At 69.6% G+C, this 15,011-nt stretch carries 15 protein-coding genes and 1 tRNA gene; 11 read left to right on the forward strand and 5 right to left on the reverse strand.

Annotated elements, in window-relative coordinates; all coding sequences use genetic code 11:
* The first annotated feature begins 43 nt into the window (after positions 1–43).
* The gene (locus tag AUC47_RS09220) at positions 44–1,261 is read left to right on the forward strand and encodes a sensor histidine kinase (RefSeq protein ID WP_096714955.1); all 1,218 of its coding nucleotides are present in this window, start codon (positions 44–46) and stop codon (positions 1,259–1,261) included.
* Positions 1,258–1,941: a response regulator transcription factor gene (locus AUC47_RS09225; RefSeq protein WP_096714925.1), complete on the forward strand. Its 684-nt coding sequence runs from the start codon at positions 1,258–1,260 to the stop codon at positions 1,939–1,941. The genes AUC47_RS09220 and AUC47_RS09225 overlap by 4 nt, the downstream gene beginning before the upstream one ends.
* A 63-nt stretch (positions 1,942–2,004) precedes the next feature.
* Here the strand turns inward: AUC47_RS09225 and AUC47_RS09230 are convergent, their stop codons facing one another.
* The gene (locus AUC47_RS09230) at positions 2,005–2,538 is read right to left on the reverse strand and encodes a DNA modification methylase (protein ID WP_096714926.1); all 534 of its coding nucleotides are present in this window, start codon (positions 2,536–2,538) and stop codon (positions 2,005–2,007) included.
* 135 nt (positions 2,539–2,673) lie between these two features.
* Here AUC47_RS09230 and AUC47_RS09235 point away from each other — a divergent pair, with 135 nt between their 5' ends.
* The 6 genes from AUC47_RS09235 to AUC47_RS09260 all read left to right on the forward strand — a co-directional run bounded on the left by AUC47_RS09235 (position 2,674) and on the right by AUC47_RS09260 (position 8,160).
* Positions 2,674–3,156, forward strand: a complete 483-nt coding sequence (locus tag AUC47_RS09235) for a CarD family transcriptional regulator (RefSeq protein WP_050722636.1) — start codon at positions 2,674–2,676, stop codon at positions 3,154–3,156.
* 70 nt (positions 3,157–3,226) lie between these two features.
* Entirely contained in the window at positions 3,227–4,462 is a 1,236-nt protein-coding gene (gene ispD, locus AUC47_RS09240; protein ID WP_096714927.1) for a 2-C-methyl-D-erythritol 4-phosphate cytidylyltransferase, read from the forward strand.
* The gene (locus tag AUC47_RS09245) at positions 4,462–5,052 is read left to right on the forward strand and encodes a short chain dehydrogenase (RefSeq protein ID WP_096714928.1); all 591 of its coding nucleotides are present in this window, start codon (positions 4,462–4,464) and stop codon (positions 5,050–5,052) included. The genes ispD and AUC47_RS09245 overlap by 1 nt, the downstream gene beginning before the upstream one ends.
* Positions 5,053–5,105: 53 nt before the next feature.
* Positions 5,106–6,509 (forward strand): cysteine--tRNA ligase, encoded by a 1,404-nt coding sequence (cysS, locus tag AUC47_RS09250; protein WP_096714929.1) that lies wholly within the window; start codon positions 5,106–5,108, stop codon positions 6,507–6,509.
* Positions 6,502–7,506 (forward strand): 23S rRNA (guanosine(2251)-2'-O)-methyltransferase RlmB, encoded by a 1,005-nt coding sequence (gene rlmB, locus AUC47_RS09255; RefSeq protein WP_096714930.1) that lies wholly within the window; start codon positions 6,502–6,504, stop codon positions 7,504–7,506. Before cysS ends, rlmB begins: the two co-directional genes overlap by 8 nt.
* Positions 7,507–7,518: 12 nt before the next feature.
* Positions 7,519–8,160 carry an NAD(P)-dependent oxidoreductase gene (locus tag AUC47_RS09260; protein ID WP_096714931.1) on the forward strand — a complete coding sequence of 214 codons (642 nt, stop codon included), beginning with the start codon at positions 7,519–7,521 and terminating at the stop codon, positions 8,158–8,160.
* A 12-nt stretch (positions 8,161–8,172) separates the two neighbouring features.
* On the opposite strand, the gene AUC47_RS09265 is transcribed toward AUC47_RS09260, so the two are convergent.
* Positions 8,173–9,474: a DUF4032 domain-containing protein gene (locus tag AUC47_RS09265; RefSeq protein WP_096714932.1), complete on the reverse strand. Its 1,302-nt coding sequence runs from the start codon at positions 9,472–9,474 to the stop codon at positions 8,173–8,175.
* Between the two features lie 89 nt (positions 9,475–9,563).
* A complete protein-coding gene (locus AUC47_RS09270) occupies positions 9,564–10,667 on the reverse strand; it encodes an ABC transporter ATP-binding protein (RefSeq protein ID WP_096714933.1) in 1,104 nt (367 codons plus the stop codon).
* A 231-nt stretch (positions 10,668–10,898) separates the two neighbouring features.
* Here AUC47_RS09270 and AUC47_RS09275 point away from each other — a divergent pair, with 231 nt between their 5' ends.
* From AUC47_RS09275 to AUC47_RS09285, 3 genes are all read left to right on the forward strand, one after another.
* Positions 10,899–11,849, forward strand: coding sequence for a DsbA family protein (locus tag AUC47_RS09275; RefSeq protein WP_096714934.1), 951 nt, complete (start codon positions 10,899–10,901; stop codon positions 11,847–11,849).
* Positions 11,850–11,891: 42 nt separating this feature from the next.
* A tRNA-Thr gene (locus AUC47_RS09280) sits at positions 11,892–11,964 on the forward strand.
* Between the two features lie 84 nt (positions 11,965–12,048).
* Positions 12,049–13,002 (forward strand): aldo/keto reductase, encoded by a 954-nt coding sequence (locus AUC47_RS09285; protein WP_096714935.1) that lies wholly within the window; start codon positions 12,049–12,051, stop codon positions 13,000–13,002.
* A gap of 29 nt (positions 13,003–13,031) precedes the next feature.
* On the opposite strand, the gene AUC47_RS09290 is transcribed toward AUC47_RS09285, so the two are convergent.
* Both AUC47_RS09290 and AUC47_RS09295 read right to left on the reverse strand, forming a co-directional pair.
* The gene (locus AUC47_RS09290; protein WP_096714936.1) at positions 13,032–13,742 is read right to left on the reverse strand and encodes a response regulator; all 711 of its coding nucleotides are present in this window, start codon (positions 13,740–13,742) and stop codon (positions 13,032–13,034) included.
* A complete protein-coding gene (locus AUC47_RS09295) occupies positions 13,739–15,004 on the reverse strand; it encodes a sensor histidine kinase (protein ID WP_096714937.1) in 1,266 nt (421 codons plus the stop codon). The genes AUC47_RS09290 and AUC47_RS09295 overlap by 4 nt, the downstream gene beginning before the upstream one ends.
* Positions 15,005–15,011: the final 7 nt, after the last annotated feature.

The raw sequence follows: 15,011 nt of genomic DNA on the forward strand, positions 1-15,011 counted from the left end.
CGAACCCGCCGATCGGCAGGTGAACGCACTCTACGCTGGTGACATGACCCTGCCGCAGATCGCGCTGTTCGCGCTGTTCGTCGGTCTCGCGATGGGCGTCGGGCTCTCGCTGGTGGTGGCCTGGGCGTACCGCACGAGGGCGCGCATCGACAGCGAGACATCGCTCGTCGTTCCCGAGGGAGTCACCGCGGTGCTGGGCAGCATGGACGACGCCGCCTGCGTCGTCGACACCTCGGGGTTCGTGCTCGCGGCGTCGAAGCCGGCCGCGCGCTTCGGCATCGAGGTCGGTGCGCCTCTGGAGAACCCGGAGCTCCGGCAGCTGGTGCGCAGCGTGCGGGCCGACGGGGCGCCGGCCACGGAGTCGCTGAGACTGACGCGCGGCGGTCTGAGCCTCGATCCGCGGCTCGTCTCGGCCCGGGCCAGCGCGATCAGCCCCCGCATGTCGCTGCTCGTGATCCGCGACGTCACCGAGCAGGAGCGCCTCGACCAGATGCGCCGTGACTTCGTCGCGAACACGAGCCACGAGCTGAAGACTCCGGTGGGGGCGGTCACCCTGCTCGCCGAGGCGATCGAGTCGGCATCCGACGACCCCGCGCAGGTGCGGCACTTCGCCAGTCGGATCTCGGCCGAGGCGGCACGCCTCGGCCAGCTCACCGGGCGCATCATGAGCCTCTCGCGTCTTCAGGCCGACGACGCACTCTCCGACGCACGGCCCGTGTCGGTCGACGAGGTGCTCGCGTCGGCGATCGAGGCGCACGTCGTGCAGGCCGATTCGGGCGGTGTCGAGATCGCCCGCGGCGGCGACAGAGGGGTGTGGGTGCGCGGTGACTCGCAGATCCTCATCGAGGCCTTCGGGAACCTCATCGCCAACGCGATCGCGTACTCACCGCGTGGCTCCCGCGTCGGCGTCGGCGTCAAGGCCGACGGCGAGGTCGTCGAGATCGCCGTCTCCGACCAGGGCATCGGCATCGCCGAGGCCGACCGTGAGCGGATCTTCGAGCGGTTCTACCGCGCCGATGAGGCGCGATCGCGCCGCACGGGCGGCACCGGCCTCGGGCTGTCGATCGTCAAGCACGCGACGCAGCGGCACGGCGGCGAGGTGCTGCTGTGGTCGAGACCCGGCCGGGGATCGACCTTCACCATCAGGCTTCCCATGATCGATGCCCCCACGGGACTCGATCAGGGCAAGAAGAGCAAGAAGAAGCGCGAGCGCAAGGCCGCCAAGGCCGCTGCCCGCGTCCGGAACGGAGAGAACGAATGACCCGCATCCTTCTCGTCGAAGACGAACCCGACCTGGCGGACCCCCTCGCATACCTGCTGCGCCGCGAGGGCTACGAGGTGGAGATCGCCGAAGACGGACCAGGCGCCCTCACGGCCTTCCGCGAGCGCGGGGCCGATGTGGTGCTGCTCGACCTCATGCTGCCGGGGATGCCGGGCACCGAGGTGTGCCGTCAGATCCGCTCGACCTCCGCGGTGCCGATCATCATGCTCACGGCCAAGGACTCCGAGGTCGACATCGTGGTCGGTCTGGAGCTCGGCGCCGACGACTACATCACGAAGCCGTACTCGTCGAGGGAGCTGCTGGCCCGCATGCGCGCGGTGCTGCGACGGGTCGTGCAGGCCGAGAGCGAGCTCGACGAGCGCGTGCTCGAGGGCGGCCGCGTCAGCCTCGACATCGACCGGCACACCGTCTCGGTCGCCGGCCAGCAGATCAACATGCCTCTCAAGGAGTTCGAGCTGCTCGAGGTGCTCATGCGCAACTCCGGGCGTGTGCTGACCCGCGGGCAGCTGATCGACCGTGTGTGGGGGAGCGACTATTTCGGCGACACCAAGACGCTCGACGTGCACATCAAGCGCATCCGCTCGCGCATCGAGGAGAACCCGGGCGAGCCCGTCATGCTCGTCACCGTGCGCGGTCTCGGCTACCGCTTCGAAGGCTGAGCAGCGGAACGAGAGAGGCCGGCACCCCACGGGGTGCCGGCCTCTCGGACGTTCGCGTCCGACTCACTCCTCGGGAGCGGGTGCAGCCGTGTCGCTCGGGGTCGGAGTCGGCGAGGGCGTGCTCGTGGCCGTCTCGGGCACCAGATCGGCGTAGTAGGGGAGCGTGCCGTCGAGCACGGGGATCTGGGTCTTCGTGCCGGCGCCGTCTCCCGACTGGAAGTGCATCTCGACGGTGGCGCCGGGCTTGGCGTCGAGGCCGACGATGCGGAGCGGATCAGCGTCCGCCCCGTAGCTGATCGTCTTGCCCGCCGGCACGGTGACCGTGAGGGGATCGATGCCGGCGATCGTGATCGTGAGCGTCGCCTTGTCGGAGGTCGGGTTCACGACCGCGCCGATGAAGTTGCCGACGGTGCCCTCTTCGTTGGCCACGATGAACGCGTTGCGCACGTCGAGCGGACCGTCGGTGTCGGAGACGTTCACACCGTCGGAGGCGGAGTACTCGATCTTCGTCGACTGCGGCGTGATGAACGTGCAGCCGGTCGCGCCGAGCAGAACGAGGGCGCTGATGGCGGCAGACGCGACAAGGCGCGATTTCACGGGTCCTCCTGAGGTCCGGCGGGATATCCGCATCCATTCTATGCGTATGCGGAGAGGCCGCCGCAGACCAGGGGGCGCGAACCTTAGCGCATATCCCCTGTGGTATCCTTGAGGTTGCCGAAAGGACACGTTTTTATGCTTTTTGAGGTTGGCGAGACCGTCGTCTATCCGCACCATGGCGCTGCGACCATCATCGAGGTCAAAGAGCGCATCATCAAGGGCGAGACGAAGAAGTACCTGAAGCTCAACGTCACCCAGGGGGACCTCATCATCGAGGTGCCCGCTGAGAACGTCGATCTCGTGGGAGTTCGCGATGTGATCGGCAAGGAGGGCCTCGACCACGTGTTCGAGGTCCTGCGCGCACCGTTCACGGAGGAGCCGACCAACTGGTCGCGCCGCTACAAGGCGAACCTCGAGAAGCTCGCTTCGGGTGATGTCATCAAGGTGAGCGAGGTCGTGCGCGACCTGTGGCGCCGTGATCAGGATCGCGGCCTGTCGGCCGGAGAGAAGCGGATGCTGGCCAAGGCCCGGCAGATCCTCATCTCCGAGCTCGCGCTGGCCGAGAAGATCGACGAGGACAAGGCGGGCGCACTGCTCGACGAGGTCCTCGCCTCCTGAGCGCCCTTCGACGGAAGGCGGATGCTTCGGCATCCGCCTTCCGTCGTTTCCCGCCGGTAACGTGAAGGGCGTGACCCTGATACCTGTCCCGGACACCGCGATCATCGTCGTGGCCGCCGGCTCCGGCACCCGCCTCGACGGCGGGGCTCCCAAGGCGTTCGTCGGGATCGACGCGCACTCGATCCTGCGGCACGCGCTCGACGGCGTGTTCGCCGCCGCCCCCGCCCAGGTCGTCGTGGTCGCCCCGGAAGGATTCGAGGGCGACGCCGAGACCGAGCTGCGCGAAGCCGCGGGCGGCCGCGCCGACCTCGGTCGCGTCGTCACGGGGGGTGGCACCCGCCAGCAGTCGGTCGCCGCCGGGCTTGCGGCGCTGTGGGGCGATGTGCGCACCGTGCTCGTGCATGACGCGGCCCGCGCACTGACCCCTCCCGAGGTCATCGACGCGGTGCGGGATGCCGTCGACGCCGAGACCGGTGTCCTGCCGACGCTCCCGGTCGTCGACACGCTCAAGCGGGTGGACGGGGATGCCGTGGTCGGACTGATCGATCGCTCCGAGCTCGCCGCCGCGCAGACGCCACAGGGCTTCCCGCGCGCGCTTCTCGAGCGCGCGTACGAGCAGGCGTCGTCCGACGGCATCGAGTACACCGACGATGCGGCGCTCTTCGCAGCGGCCGGCCACCCGGTACGGCACATCGCCGGGTCCCCACGGGGGTTCAAGATCACCACCCCGGCCGACCTCGAGCGTGCCCGGCACCTGCTCGGCGAGGCGAGGCCGACGTCGGAAGCGGCCGCCGGTCCTCGAACCTCGCCGGTGTCCCGCGTCGGCATCGGGACCGACGTGCACGCCTTCGGCGGTGAGGGACACCTCTGGCTCGCCGGACTCGAGTGGCCAGGCGAGCAGCCGCTGTCCGGTCACAGCGACGGCGACGCCGTGGCGCACGCCATCGTCGACGCACTCCTCGGGGCCGCAGGACTCGGCGACATCGGAGAGCACTTCGGCACGGCGCATCCCGAGTACGCCGGTGCCCACGCCGCCGTCTTCCTCGCACGGACGCGCGAGCTGCTGACCGACGCAGGGTTCGAGATCGGCAACGTCTCGGTGCAGTTCCAGAGCAACCGTCCGCGCTTCAGCGCCCGACGCGCCGAGGCCGAAGGGGCGCTCTCCGCCGCCCTCGGCGGCGCACCGGTGTCGGTCACGGCCACGACCACGGACGGGCTCGGGTTCTCCGGACGCGGCGAAGGCATCGCGGTCACCGCGATCGCGATGATCCACAGCGACGGCCCTCGGGCCGGGAAGGAGACGTGATGAGGGTCCTCGTCATCGGAGCACAGGGAGCGGTCGGCCGCACGGCCGTCGCCGCCCTCGACGGCCACGACATCGTCGAGGCGTCGCGCAGCGGCGACCACCCCGTGGACGCCACCGACGCGGCATCCATCGAGCGCCTGTTCACCGGGGTCGGAGACGTGGATGCCGTGGTCGTCGCGCTCGGCAGCGTCGCGTTCCGCCCGCTCGCCGAGCTGAGCAGGGACGACTACGAGTCGGCCTTCCGCAACAAGGTGCTCGCGCAGCTCGACGTGGTGCGGATCGGCACGCCCTTCGTGCGTGACGGCGGGTCCTTCACGCTGACCTCCGGCATCCTCGCGCGGGAGCCCATCGCGACGGGCGCCGCCGCCTCGCTCGTCAACGGCGCCCTCGAGTCCTTCGTCCTCGCCGCCGCGACCGAGCTGCCGCGCGGGATCCGTATCAACGCGGTCAGCCCGTCGGTGCTCGAGGACGCCCCGTCGTACCACTCGTCGTTCCCCGGTTTCGTCCCCGTCTCGTCGTACCGGGTCGGGCAGGCCTTCGCGAAGAGCGTGCTCGGAGTGCAGACCGGACAGGTGCTCGCCGTCGATTGACCATCGTGACGATCTCCCGGGTTCGCGATTCGCCCGCCCGGTAGGCTTGTCCGGTGACTCTGCGCCTCTACGACACCCGCGAACAGCGGCTGCGTGACTTCGTGCCTCTCGATCACGAGAACATCACGATGTACGTGTGCGGACCCACCGTGCAGTCGGGACCCCACATCGGGCACGTCCGCGCTGCCCTCAGCTTCGACCTCCTGCGTCGCTGGCTCGAGCTCCGGCACGGCCGCGTCACCTTCGTGCGCAATGTCACCGACATCGACGACAAGGTGCTCGCGAACGCGACGGATGCCGAGCCCTGGTGGGCGCTCGCATACCGCATGGAGCAGGAGTTCAGCCGGGCGTATGCCGCGATCGGCATCCTGCCGCCGACGTACGAGCCGCGGGCGACGGCCTCGGTTCCGCAGATGCAGGAGCTGATCGCCACCCTCATCGAGCGGGGGCACGCCTACCCGGCTCCGGACGGATCCGGTGACGTCTACTTCGACGTGCGCTCGTGGCCGACCTACGGCGAGCTCACGAACCAGTCGGTCGACGCGATGGAGGCCGCGGAGGACGCCGATCCCCGAGGCAAGCGAGCGCCGCAGGACTTCGCGCTGTGGAAGGGCGCCAAGCCGGACGAGCCGACGGATGCCGTCTGGCAGTCGCCCTGGGGCGCCGGCCGACCCGGCTGGCACATCGAGTGCTCGGCCATGTCGCGCCGCTACCTCGGCGACGCGTTCGACATCCACGGCGGGGGGCTGGACCTCCGGTTCCCGCACCACGAGAACGAGCTGGCACAGTCGACCGCGGCCGGTCTCGGCTTCGCGAACTACTGGGTGCACAACGGACTCGTGACCGTCGGCGGCCAGAAGATGTCGAAGTCGCTCGGGAACTTCACCCTCGCCGCCGACGTGCTGAAGGAGCACGATCCGCTCGTCGTGCGGTACGCGCTCGCCGCGGCCCACTACCGCTCGAGCCTCGACCTCTCCGAGTCGTCGTGGAGCGAGGCGGAGGCCGCTCTCGGCCGGATCGGCGGGTTCCTGCAGCGTGCGGGCCGCGTCGCCGGCGGCGGCATCGGGTACATGGCGGCGCAGAGCCTCCCGGCGGCCTTCACCGAGGCGATGGATGACGACCTCGGTGTGCCGCAGGCGCTCGCGGTGCTCCACGAGACCGTGCGGGCGGGCAACTCCGCGCTCGACTCCGGAGACGCGGATGCCGCGCTCGCCGCTGCCCGCGCAGTGCTCGCGATGACCTCCGTGCTGGGGCTCGTGCCGTCGTCGGCGTCGACGGCATCCACCGCGCACGCGACAGCGCTCGACGCGCTCGTGCAGGAGATGATCACGCAGCGTGCGCAGGCGCGCGCAGACAAGGACTGGGCGGCGGCGGATCGCATCCGCGATGCGATCGCCGCCGCAGGAATCACGCTGGAGGACACTCCGGCCGGAACTCATTGGAGTATCGATGGCTAAGCCAGGCAACCCCTCAGCGGGCAAGGGCAAGAAGAAGGGCCCCACCAAGGGCTCCGGCGGTAAGGGTCGCAGCTCGCTCGAAGGCCGCGGACCGACGCCGAAGGCCGAGGACCGTGCGTGGCACCCCGCCGGCAAGCGCAAGGCCGCGGCCGAGCGCTATGCCGCCGCCGGGGGACGAGGCAAGCCCGGCGGGCGCCAGGCATCCGGCGGCAACCCCAACCGCTCGTCGCGGGTGAAGGACAACACGACCGACACCGAGACGGTGACCGGTCGCAACTCGGTGCTCGAGGCGCTTCGCGCGAAGATCCCGGCGACAGCGTTCTACATCGCGCAGCGCGTGGAGATGGACGACCGCGTCAAGGAGATGCTGTCGATCGCCACGAACCGCGGCATCCCGGTGCTCGAGGTCACGCGTCAGGAGCTCGACCGCATGGCCGGCTTCGACGGGGTGCACCAGGGCGTCGCGATCAAGGTCCCCCCGTACGAGTACGCGCACCCGCAGGATCTCCTCGAGCAGGTCATCGACAAGGGCGAGGTGCCGCTGTTCGTCGCCCTCGACGGCATCACCGACCCGCGCAACCTGGGAGCGATCATCCGCTCGACCGGCGCCTTCGGGGGTCACGGCATCATCCTGCCGCAGCGCCGCTCGGCCGGCGTGAACTCCGCGGCGTGGAAGACGAGCGCCGGCGCAGCCGCCCGGGTGCCCGTGGCCCTGGCCTCGAACCTCACGACGCAGCTCAAGGAGTTCAAGAAGCAGGGGGTGTTCGTCCTCGGCCTCGACGGCGACGGCGACGTACTGCTGCCCGACCTGCAGCTCGCCGACCGCCCGGTCGTGATCGTCACGGGGTCCGAGGGCAAGGGTCTGTCGCGCCTGGTCGCCGAGACCTGCGACCAGATCGTCTCGATCCCGATCTCGGCTGTGACCGAGTCGCTCAACGCCGGCATCGCGACCTCGGTCGCGCTCTACCAGGTCTCCACCATCCGCAACGCCAAGTAGGGGAGAAGCACCATGGCGCGCATCGTCGTCCTCGGGGGAACCGGCTACGCCGGGAAGCACATCGTGACCGAGGCGGTGAGCCGCGGGCACGACGTCATCGCGATCTCCCGCTCCGCGCCGTCCGACCCCGTCGACGGTGCGTCGTACGTGCAGGGGTCGGCGCTGGACGCCGCCTCGCTCGCCAACGCCTTCGACGGAGCGGATGCCGTGGTGTCGGCGCTCTCGCCGCGCGGCGACATGACCGACCGGGTGCTCGAGGCCCTGCGCAACGTCATCGCCGAGCTCGCCGACACGTCGACCCGCCTCGGGGTCGTCGGCGGCGCGGGCGGCAGCCTGGTCGCGCCGGGAGGACCGCGCCTCTTCGACCTCGACTTCCCCGAGGAGTACAAGCACGAGGCCCAGGTCGGCATCGACTCGCTCGCGCTGCTTGAGTCGTCGGATGCCGAGCTCGACTGGTTCTTCATCCACCCCGCCGAGGTCTTCGGGCCCTGGGCTGAGGGTGAGCGCACCGGTCGCTACCGTGACGGCGGAGACGTGCTCGTGCGTGACGCCGAAGGGCAGTCGTTCATCTCCGGCGCCGACTTCGCGGTCGCGGTCGTCGACGAGATCGAGCAGGGCAACCACCACCGCGAGCGCTTCACCGTCGGGTACTGACCCGCACGCGCCTCAGACCAGGTCGCGCCAGTCGATCTCGTCGTCGTCGGCGACGGCCGTCGACCCCGTCACGACCGGCAGGCTCATGGTCTCGGTCGGAGGTCCCATGATGGTCGCCTCGTCGCGGCGGTGCCGCAGCACGTCGTTGATGTAGCTCGTGAGCACCTCGGCGAGCGGTACCGAGCGGCCCTGCGCCTGCGACAGGTACCACCGGTGCTCGAGCACCTGGTGGAAGACCTCGGCCGGCTCGAGCTTGGCGCGCAGCTCGTAGGGGATCGCGCGCACCACCGGCTCGAACACCCGGGTGAGCCATTCGTGGGCGTACATCTCCTCGTCCGACCACTGCTTCGTCGAGCGGGCGCGGAACTCGTCAAGGTCGTTCAGCAGCCGCCTCGCCTGGTTCTCCTCGACGTCGAGACCCGTGAGGCGGATCAGCCGGCGCTGGTGGTGTCCGGCATCCACGACCTTCGGCTGGATCTCCACGACGGTCCCGTCGGAGGTCGTCGACATCGACATCTCGTCGATGTCGAAACCGAGTGCGTTGAGCCGCTCCACCCGTTCGGTGATCCGCCACGTCTCCGCGGATGAGAACGACTCCTGGGCGGTCAGCTCCGCCCACAGCGAGCGGTACGACGACACGATGCCGTCGGCGATGGCGACGGCATCCACGCCTCTTTCGAGTCGTCCGCCCGCCGCCAGGTCCATGATCTCGCCGGCGATGTTGGTGCGGGCGAGATCGAGATCGTAGGCGCGCTGACCGTCGGTCAGGCCCTCCTCGTGCAGCTCGCCGGTCTCGGCGTCGACGAGATACGCCGCGAAGGCCCCGGCATCCCGCCGGAAGAGGGTGTTCGACAGCGAGACATCACCCCAGTAGAAGCCGACGTTGTGCAGTCGCACGAGCAGCACGGCCAGGGCATCGACGAGACGGTTTGCGGTGTCGGGGCGGAGCACCCGAGTGAACAGGGCGCGGTAGGGCATCGAGAAGCGCAGATGAGAGGTCACGAGTGCGGCAGGGAGGGAATCGCCCGAGGCATCGCTGCGGCCGGCGATCGCGGCGACGCGGCTGACGCAGGGCACGTCGAGACGGGCGAGGTTGCCGAGCATCTCGTACTCTCTCCGCGCCATCTCCTCCGTCGTCTCCTTGACCGCGACGACCTTGCCGGAGAGGTCGGCGAACCGCACGAGGTGACGCGAGAGTCCCTTCGGGAGCGAGACGATGTGCTCGGAGGGCCAGGCACCCAGGGGAGTGGACCAGGGCAGCGCGAGGAGCCCGGGGTCGACCGAGCTCGCGGTGATGCGCAGGGCCTGCTGCATGACTCTCCTGGGGACGTTGACGGAGGTGCGGGGAAACAGAAGCGGCGCGGGCGACCGAAGTCTGCCCGCGCCGCGTCCAGCGGTTCCGATCAGGCCGAGACGACCGGCTTGTCGTTCAGGCGGTCGCCCGTCTCGAGGTCGAAGGCGTGCACGTGGCCGGGGTTGGCGGCCAGGGTCACGGTCTCGCCCGCGTTCGGGTGGTTGCGGCCGTCGACGCGGGCGACCAGGTCGGTGCGCTTGCCGTTGATGTCGGTGTGGCCGTAGAGGTAGCCGTCGGCGCCGAGCTCCTCGACGAGGTCGACGACGACCGAGAGGCCCCTGCCGTCGGCCGGGCCGACGGTGATGTCCTCGGGGCGCACACCCACGGTGACCTGCGAGCCCGTCGCGCGGCCGACCGTGTCGCGGTCGAGCGGGACGACCTCGGTGCCGAACTGCACACCGCCGTCGGCCAGGTCAGCCGAGAACAGGTTCATGGCGGGCGAGCCGATGAAGCCGGCGACGAACACGTTGTTCGGCTTCTCGTACAGGTCGCGCGGCGAGCCGACCTGCTGCAGCAGACCGTCCTTCAGCACGGCGATGCGGTCACCCATGGTCAGAGCCTCGGTCTGGTCGTGCGTGACGTAGACCGTGGTGACGCCGAGGCGGCGCTGCAGCGACGCGATCTGCGTACGCGTCTGCACGCGCAACTTGGCGTCGAGGTTCGACAGCGGCTCGTCCATGAGGAACACCTGCGGCTGGCGCACGATGGCGCGACCCATGGCGACACGCTGACGCTGACCACCCGAGAGGGCCTTGGGCTTACGGGTCAGGTACTGCTCGAGGTCGAGGAGCTTGGCCGCCTCGAGGACGCGGGAGGCCCGCTCCTCCTTGCCGACGCCGGCGATCTTGAGCGCGAAGCCCATGTTCTCGGCGACGGTCATGTGCGGGTACAGCGCGTAGTTCTGGAACACCATCGCGATGTCGCGGTCCTTCGGCGGCACATCGGTGACGTCGCGGTCACCGATGAGGATGCGGCCGGCGTTGACCTCTTCGAGGCCCGCGAGCATGCGGAGGGAAGTGGACTTACCGCAACCGGAGGGGCCGACCAGGACGAGGAACTCGCCGTCTCCGACCTCGAGGTTGAGCTTGTCGACAGCCGGGCGGGTGCCGCCCGGGTAGAGGCGGGTGGCCTCGTCGAAAGTCACAGATGCCATTGTGTTTCTCCTTCACCGGCAGGTACGTGCCGGACGATCCGTAGTGATAGAGCGGCGGTTCGACCCGCCGTGACCCCTCATCGGGTCGGGATCAGTATGGCAGAATCCGGGGCGTCTGGGTATTTCTCAGCCTGGCTGGTTAACATCGATCTCGGCTGCGCACCCGCGGCGATCGCCTCCCGAACGGCGATCGGGGCCACCCCGCCCCTCCCAGGACTGTCAAGAGGAACGATGTCGAGCGACGAGACGCCGAACGTCCCCACATCTCGCACTTCACGCGAGGTCGTGCGGGAGAAGGCACAGAAGGTGCACGCCCAGCAGTCGAGGGCGCGCATCATGCGACGGATCATCATCGGCGCCATCGCCGTGATCGCCGTCGGAGCGATCGGCACCGCGGTGACCCTCGCCGTGTCGGCCCAGATCTCGAAGCCGCAGCTCTCGCCGGGCGGAATGGACAACGACGGCATCCTCGTCTCCGACGTCAGCGCCACCGCGGTGGCCGACGAGGTCCCAGCGACACCCAGTCCCGATGCGACGGATGCCGGTGCCGCCACGACATCCACGCCCCAGCCCACGACGTCGAGCTCGGTCGACATCCACGTCTACGTCGACTACCTGTCGCCCGACGCGGGCGAGTTCGAGCGTGCCAACGCCCGTCAACTCGTGAACTGGATCACCGAGGGTGCCGCGACCGTCACGTACCACCCGGTCGCTCTGCTGACGGCGAGCTCGAACGGCACCAAGTACTCGCTGCGCGCAGCGGGCGCTGCTGCCTGCGTCGCGACGCATTCGCCGGCGCAGTTCTACGCCTTCAACCACGATCTGCTCGAGGACCAGCCCGAGGTGAACACCGACGGCTACTCCGACTCGGAACTCGCCGACATCGCCGGCGCCGTCGGTTCGGACAGCATCAAGTCAATCCGTTCGTGCATAGAGGACCAGGACTATGTCACCTGGGCCAAGGAGGCCACCTCTCGGGCGCTCGAGGGTCCGCTCGTCGGATCCGACGACCTGGTGCTGTCGTCCGCGCCGATGATCGTCGTGAACGGTGAGGCCTACGTCGGCGCCCTCGACGATCCGGTCGAGTTCTCGCAGTTCGTCCTGACCGTGTCGAACGACGCCTCGCAGGAGGCCGCGACGCCGTCGCCGACTCCGACACCCAGCCCGACCGCGACCCCGTAGTTCGTTCGCAGACGCCGCCTCTCGCTAAGCTGAGTGGCGTCCGCCGACTTGGCGCAATTGGTAGCGCACCGTACTTGTAATACGGGGGTTACGGGTTCGAGTCCCGTAGTCGGCTCAGTTCTCGGGCGCCGCCCTCGGCGCCGCGACATCCCGCGTCACACGCGAAATACCCGGCGCACCGGTCTGGTTGTCTCGGAGTATGACTCGCATCGGAAACAGTGATCTGACCGTCTTCCCGCTCTCGCTCGGCGGCAACGTGTTCGGCTGGACCGCCGATCGCGACGCATCCTTCGCCGTCCTCGACGCCTTCGTCGACGGGGGAGGCGACTTCGTCGACACCGCCGATTCCTACAGCGCCTGGGTGCCGGGCAACTCGGGCGGTGAGAGCGAGACGATCATCGGCGAATGGCTCGCCTCCCGGAAGCCGGAGGGCGTGGTCGTCGCCACGAAGGTGAGCCAGCACCCGGACTTCAGGGGTCTCGCGGGCGCGAACGTCCGCGCCGCGGCGGAGGCATCGCTTCAGCGCCTCGGCGTCGACGCGCTCGACCTGTACTACGCGCACTTCGACGACGCCGACACCCCGCTCGAGGAGACGGTGGAGGCGTTCGGTCGTCTCGTGTCCGACGGTCTCGTGCGGAACATCGCCGTGTCGAACTACTCGGCCGAGCGCATCCGCGAGTGGATCGACATCTCCGACCGCCTCGGCATCTCACGTCCGGTCGCCGTGCAGCCGCACTACAACCTCGTGCATCGCAACGACGTCGAGGAGCACATCATCCCGGTGGCGGAGGAGTTCGGGCTCGGTCTCGTCCCGTACTACTCGCTGGCGAGCGGATTCCTCACCGGCAAGTACCGCTCGACGGATGCCGCAGGTCAGTCGTCTCCGCGCGCCGGTGGTGCAGCGAAGTACGCGAGCGAAGCGGGCCTGCGCATCATCGACGCGCTCGAGGAGATCGGTGATGCGCACGGTGCGTCGATCGCCGCCACGTCTCTCGCTTGGCTGCGCGCTCAGCCGACGGTCGTCGCTCCGATCGCCAGCGCGCGCACCGTCGAGCAGGTTCCCGACCTGCTCGCGGGTGCCCGACTCGAGCTCACCGACGACGAGATCGCCACGCTGAACCGCGTCTCGGAGTGGACGCCCTCAGCATCCTGACTCTGCGCGGTCTCTGACGCGTCGGCGCCTCAGGGCGTCGGCGCGTCAGTGCTGCCGGGCAGCGGATCGTCGGGTACGAGGCCCAGCCGGTGCGCGAGGATCACGGCGTGGATGCGGTCGCGAGCCTCGAGCTTCGACAGCACCCGCCCGACATGGGTCTTCACCGTCGATTCGCTGACGAACAGTGCGCGCGCGATCTCGGCGTTCGTGAGTCCTCGAGCCATCTGCAGGAACACGTCGCGCTCCCGCTCGGTCAGCGACGTCGTGGGGTCATCGACGGGTACGGGCGCAGCTGTCGGCACGGCGTCGAGCTGCGAGCTCACGTGCTCGAGCAGTCTTCGCGTCACGCTCGGTGCCAGCGCGGCGTCGCCGCGGTGCACCGCTCGCACGGCGGCGATCATCTCGTGGCGGTGGGCGTCTTTGAGGAGGAAGCCGCTCGCGCCCGCCCGGATCGCTCCGAAGGCGTACTCGTCGAGATCGAACGTCGTGAGCACCAGCACCCGGCTCTCCGGGTGCTCGCGCACGATCGCCTCGGTTGCGGCGATCCCGTCAAGTCCCGGCATCCGGATGTCCATGAGCACGAGGTCGGGATGCAGGGCCCCGGTCTGCGCGATCGCGGCGCGACCGTCGCCCGCCTCACCCACCACCACCATGTCCGCCTCGGCCTCGAGCACCATTCGGAACCCGAGACGGATGAGCTCTTGGTCGTCGACGAGCAGGATCGAGATCGGGTCGGTCATGACGGCTCCTCCGCGGTGGGTTCGACGGGATCGGGGGTCTGGTCGACGGGCAGTTCGGCGCGCAGCATCCATCGTCCTCCCGCGGCGGGCTCTGAGACGACCGTGCCCTGCACGTGTGCGGCGCGTTCGGCGAGGCCGCGAAGCCCGAAGCCGGCGGTGCCGACTGCTCCCGACGCTCCGTCGTTGACGATCTCGACGACGACGCTCCCCGGAGCGTGGATGATGCGCGCGGCGATCGAGCTCGCTGACGGCGCGTGTCGCATCGCGTTTGTGACACCCTCCTGCACGATGCGTCCGACTGCGTGCGCCACAGCGGGGGAGAGGGCGGCCGTGCCGGATTCTGTGAGCGTGACGGGGAAGCCGGCGCGCTGCGCGATCGCGACCGTCTCGCGGGGATCGACCGGCGCGGCGGGCGCGAGGGGAGCGGTCGCCTCCGCGTCGCGGAGCACGCCCAGCATGGCGCGCATCTCGGTGAGAGCGGCGCGCGCCGTCGTCGCCGCGGCGGTGGAGGCGGCCGCCGCCTGATCGCGGTCGGACGTGGCCGCGGCGCCCTCGGAGAGTGCGACGATCACGGTGAGCGAGTGCGACACGATGTCATGCATCTCCCGCGCGATGCGCGCCCGCTCGGACGCCGCGGCGAGCTGCGCCTGCTGGTCGCGCTCGACGAGGAGCTGGCGGGACCGGTCGATCACGGCGGCGATGTACCGTTTGCGACCACCGACGTTCACGCCGATGAGGGTGCCGATCAGGCCGAAGATGAGGACGGTCAGTCCGGTGTTCAGCCCGATCTGCATCGAGGTGGCGCCGGTGAGGACGAGTGGTGCGGCGACGGCGACGATCGCGGCGACCATGATGCCGAAGCCGATCCACGCGACACGCGACGACCGGTAGACCGCGAGCGAGTAGCACGTCACGAGCGTCAGCGGTGTGCCGGTCGGCTGGTCGGCGAACAGGAGGAGCACCTCGACGGAGCCCGCAGCGACGAAAGGGACGAGAGGTGCGATTCGCCGCCACATCAGGGAGACGCATGCCGCGATGATCGCGATCGGCGCCACCACCGCGAAGGCGAGCGCGAGCGGGCCCTCGGCCGTGCGATCGAAAGGAGCGGCGGGCAGCAGCGAGAGGGCGAGACAGATGAGAGTGATCAGGACGTCCGCGATGACCGGGTGTCGTGCCCAGAATCGGCGGAGAACCCCTGGAGGACGCGGCAGCCGCAGCTCCTCCTCCTCGCGGAGGGGGCTGCGGCTGCGCGTGCTGGTCACCGGGGAA

Origin of the sequence: Microbacterium sp. SZ1, from assembly GCF_002362255.1 — a bacterium.
Lineage (GTDB): Bacteria > Actinomycetota > Actinomycetes > Actinomycetales > Microbacteriaceae > Microbacterium.

Coding starts and splice junctions, on each gene's coding strand:
- AUC47_RS09220 (WP_096714955.1), top strand. CDS start 44: ATGACCCTGCCGCAGATCGCGCTGTTCGCGCTGTTCGTCGGTCTCGCG.
- AUC47_RS09225 (WP_096714925.1), top strand. CDS start 1,258: ATGACCCGCATCCTTCTCGTCGAAGACGAACCCGACCTGGCGGACCCC.
- AUC47_RS09235 (WP_050722636.1), top strand. CDS start 2,674: ATGCTTTTTGAGGTTGGCGAGACCGTCGTCTATCCGCACCATGGCGCT.
- AUC47_RS09245 (WP_096714928.1), top strand. CDS start 4,462: ATGAGGGTCCTCGTCATCGGAGCACAGGGAGCGGTCGGCCGCACGGCC.
- rlmB (WP_096714930.1), top strand. CDS start 6,502: ATGGCTAAGCCAGGCAACCCCTCAGCGGGCAAGGGCAAGAAGAAGGGC.
- AUC47_RS09260 (WP_096714931.1), top strand. CDS start 7,519: ATGGCGCGCATCGTCGTCCTCGGGGGAACCGGCTACGCCGGGAAGCAC.
- AUC47_RS09265 (WP_096714932.1), bottom strand. CDS start 9,474: ATGCAGCAGGCCCTGCGCATCACCGCGAGCTCGGTCGACCCCGGGCTC.
- AUC47_RS09270 (WP_096714933.1), bottom strand. CDS start 10,667: ATGGCATCTGTGACTTTCGACGAGGCCACCCGCCTCTACCCGGGCGGC.
- AUC47_RS09275 (WP_096714934.1), top strand. CDS start 10,899: ATGTCGAGCGACGAGACGCCGAACGTCCCCACATCTCGCACTTCACGC.
- AUC47_RS09285 (WP_096714935.1), top strand. CDS start 12,049: ATGACTCGCATCGGAAACAGTGATCTGACCGTCTTCCCGCTCTCGCTC.
- AUC47_RS09290 (WP_096714936.1), bottom strand. CDS start 13,742: ATGACCGACCCGATCTCGATCCTGCTCGTCGACGACCAAGAGCTCATC.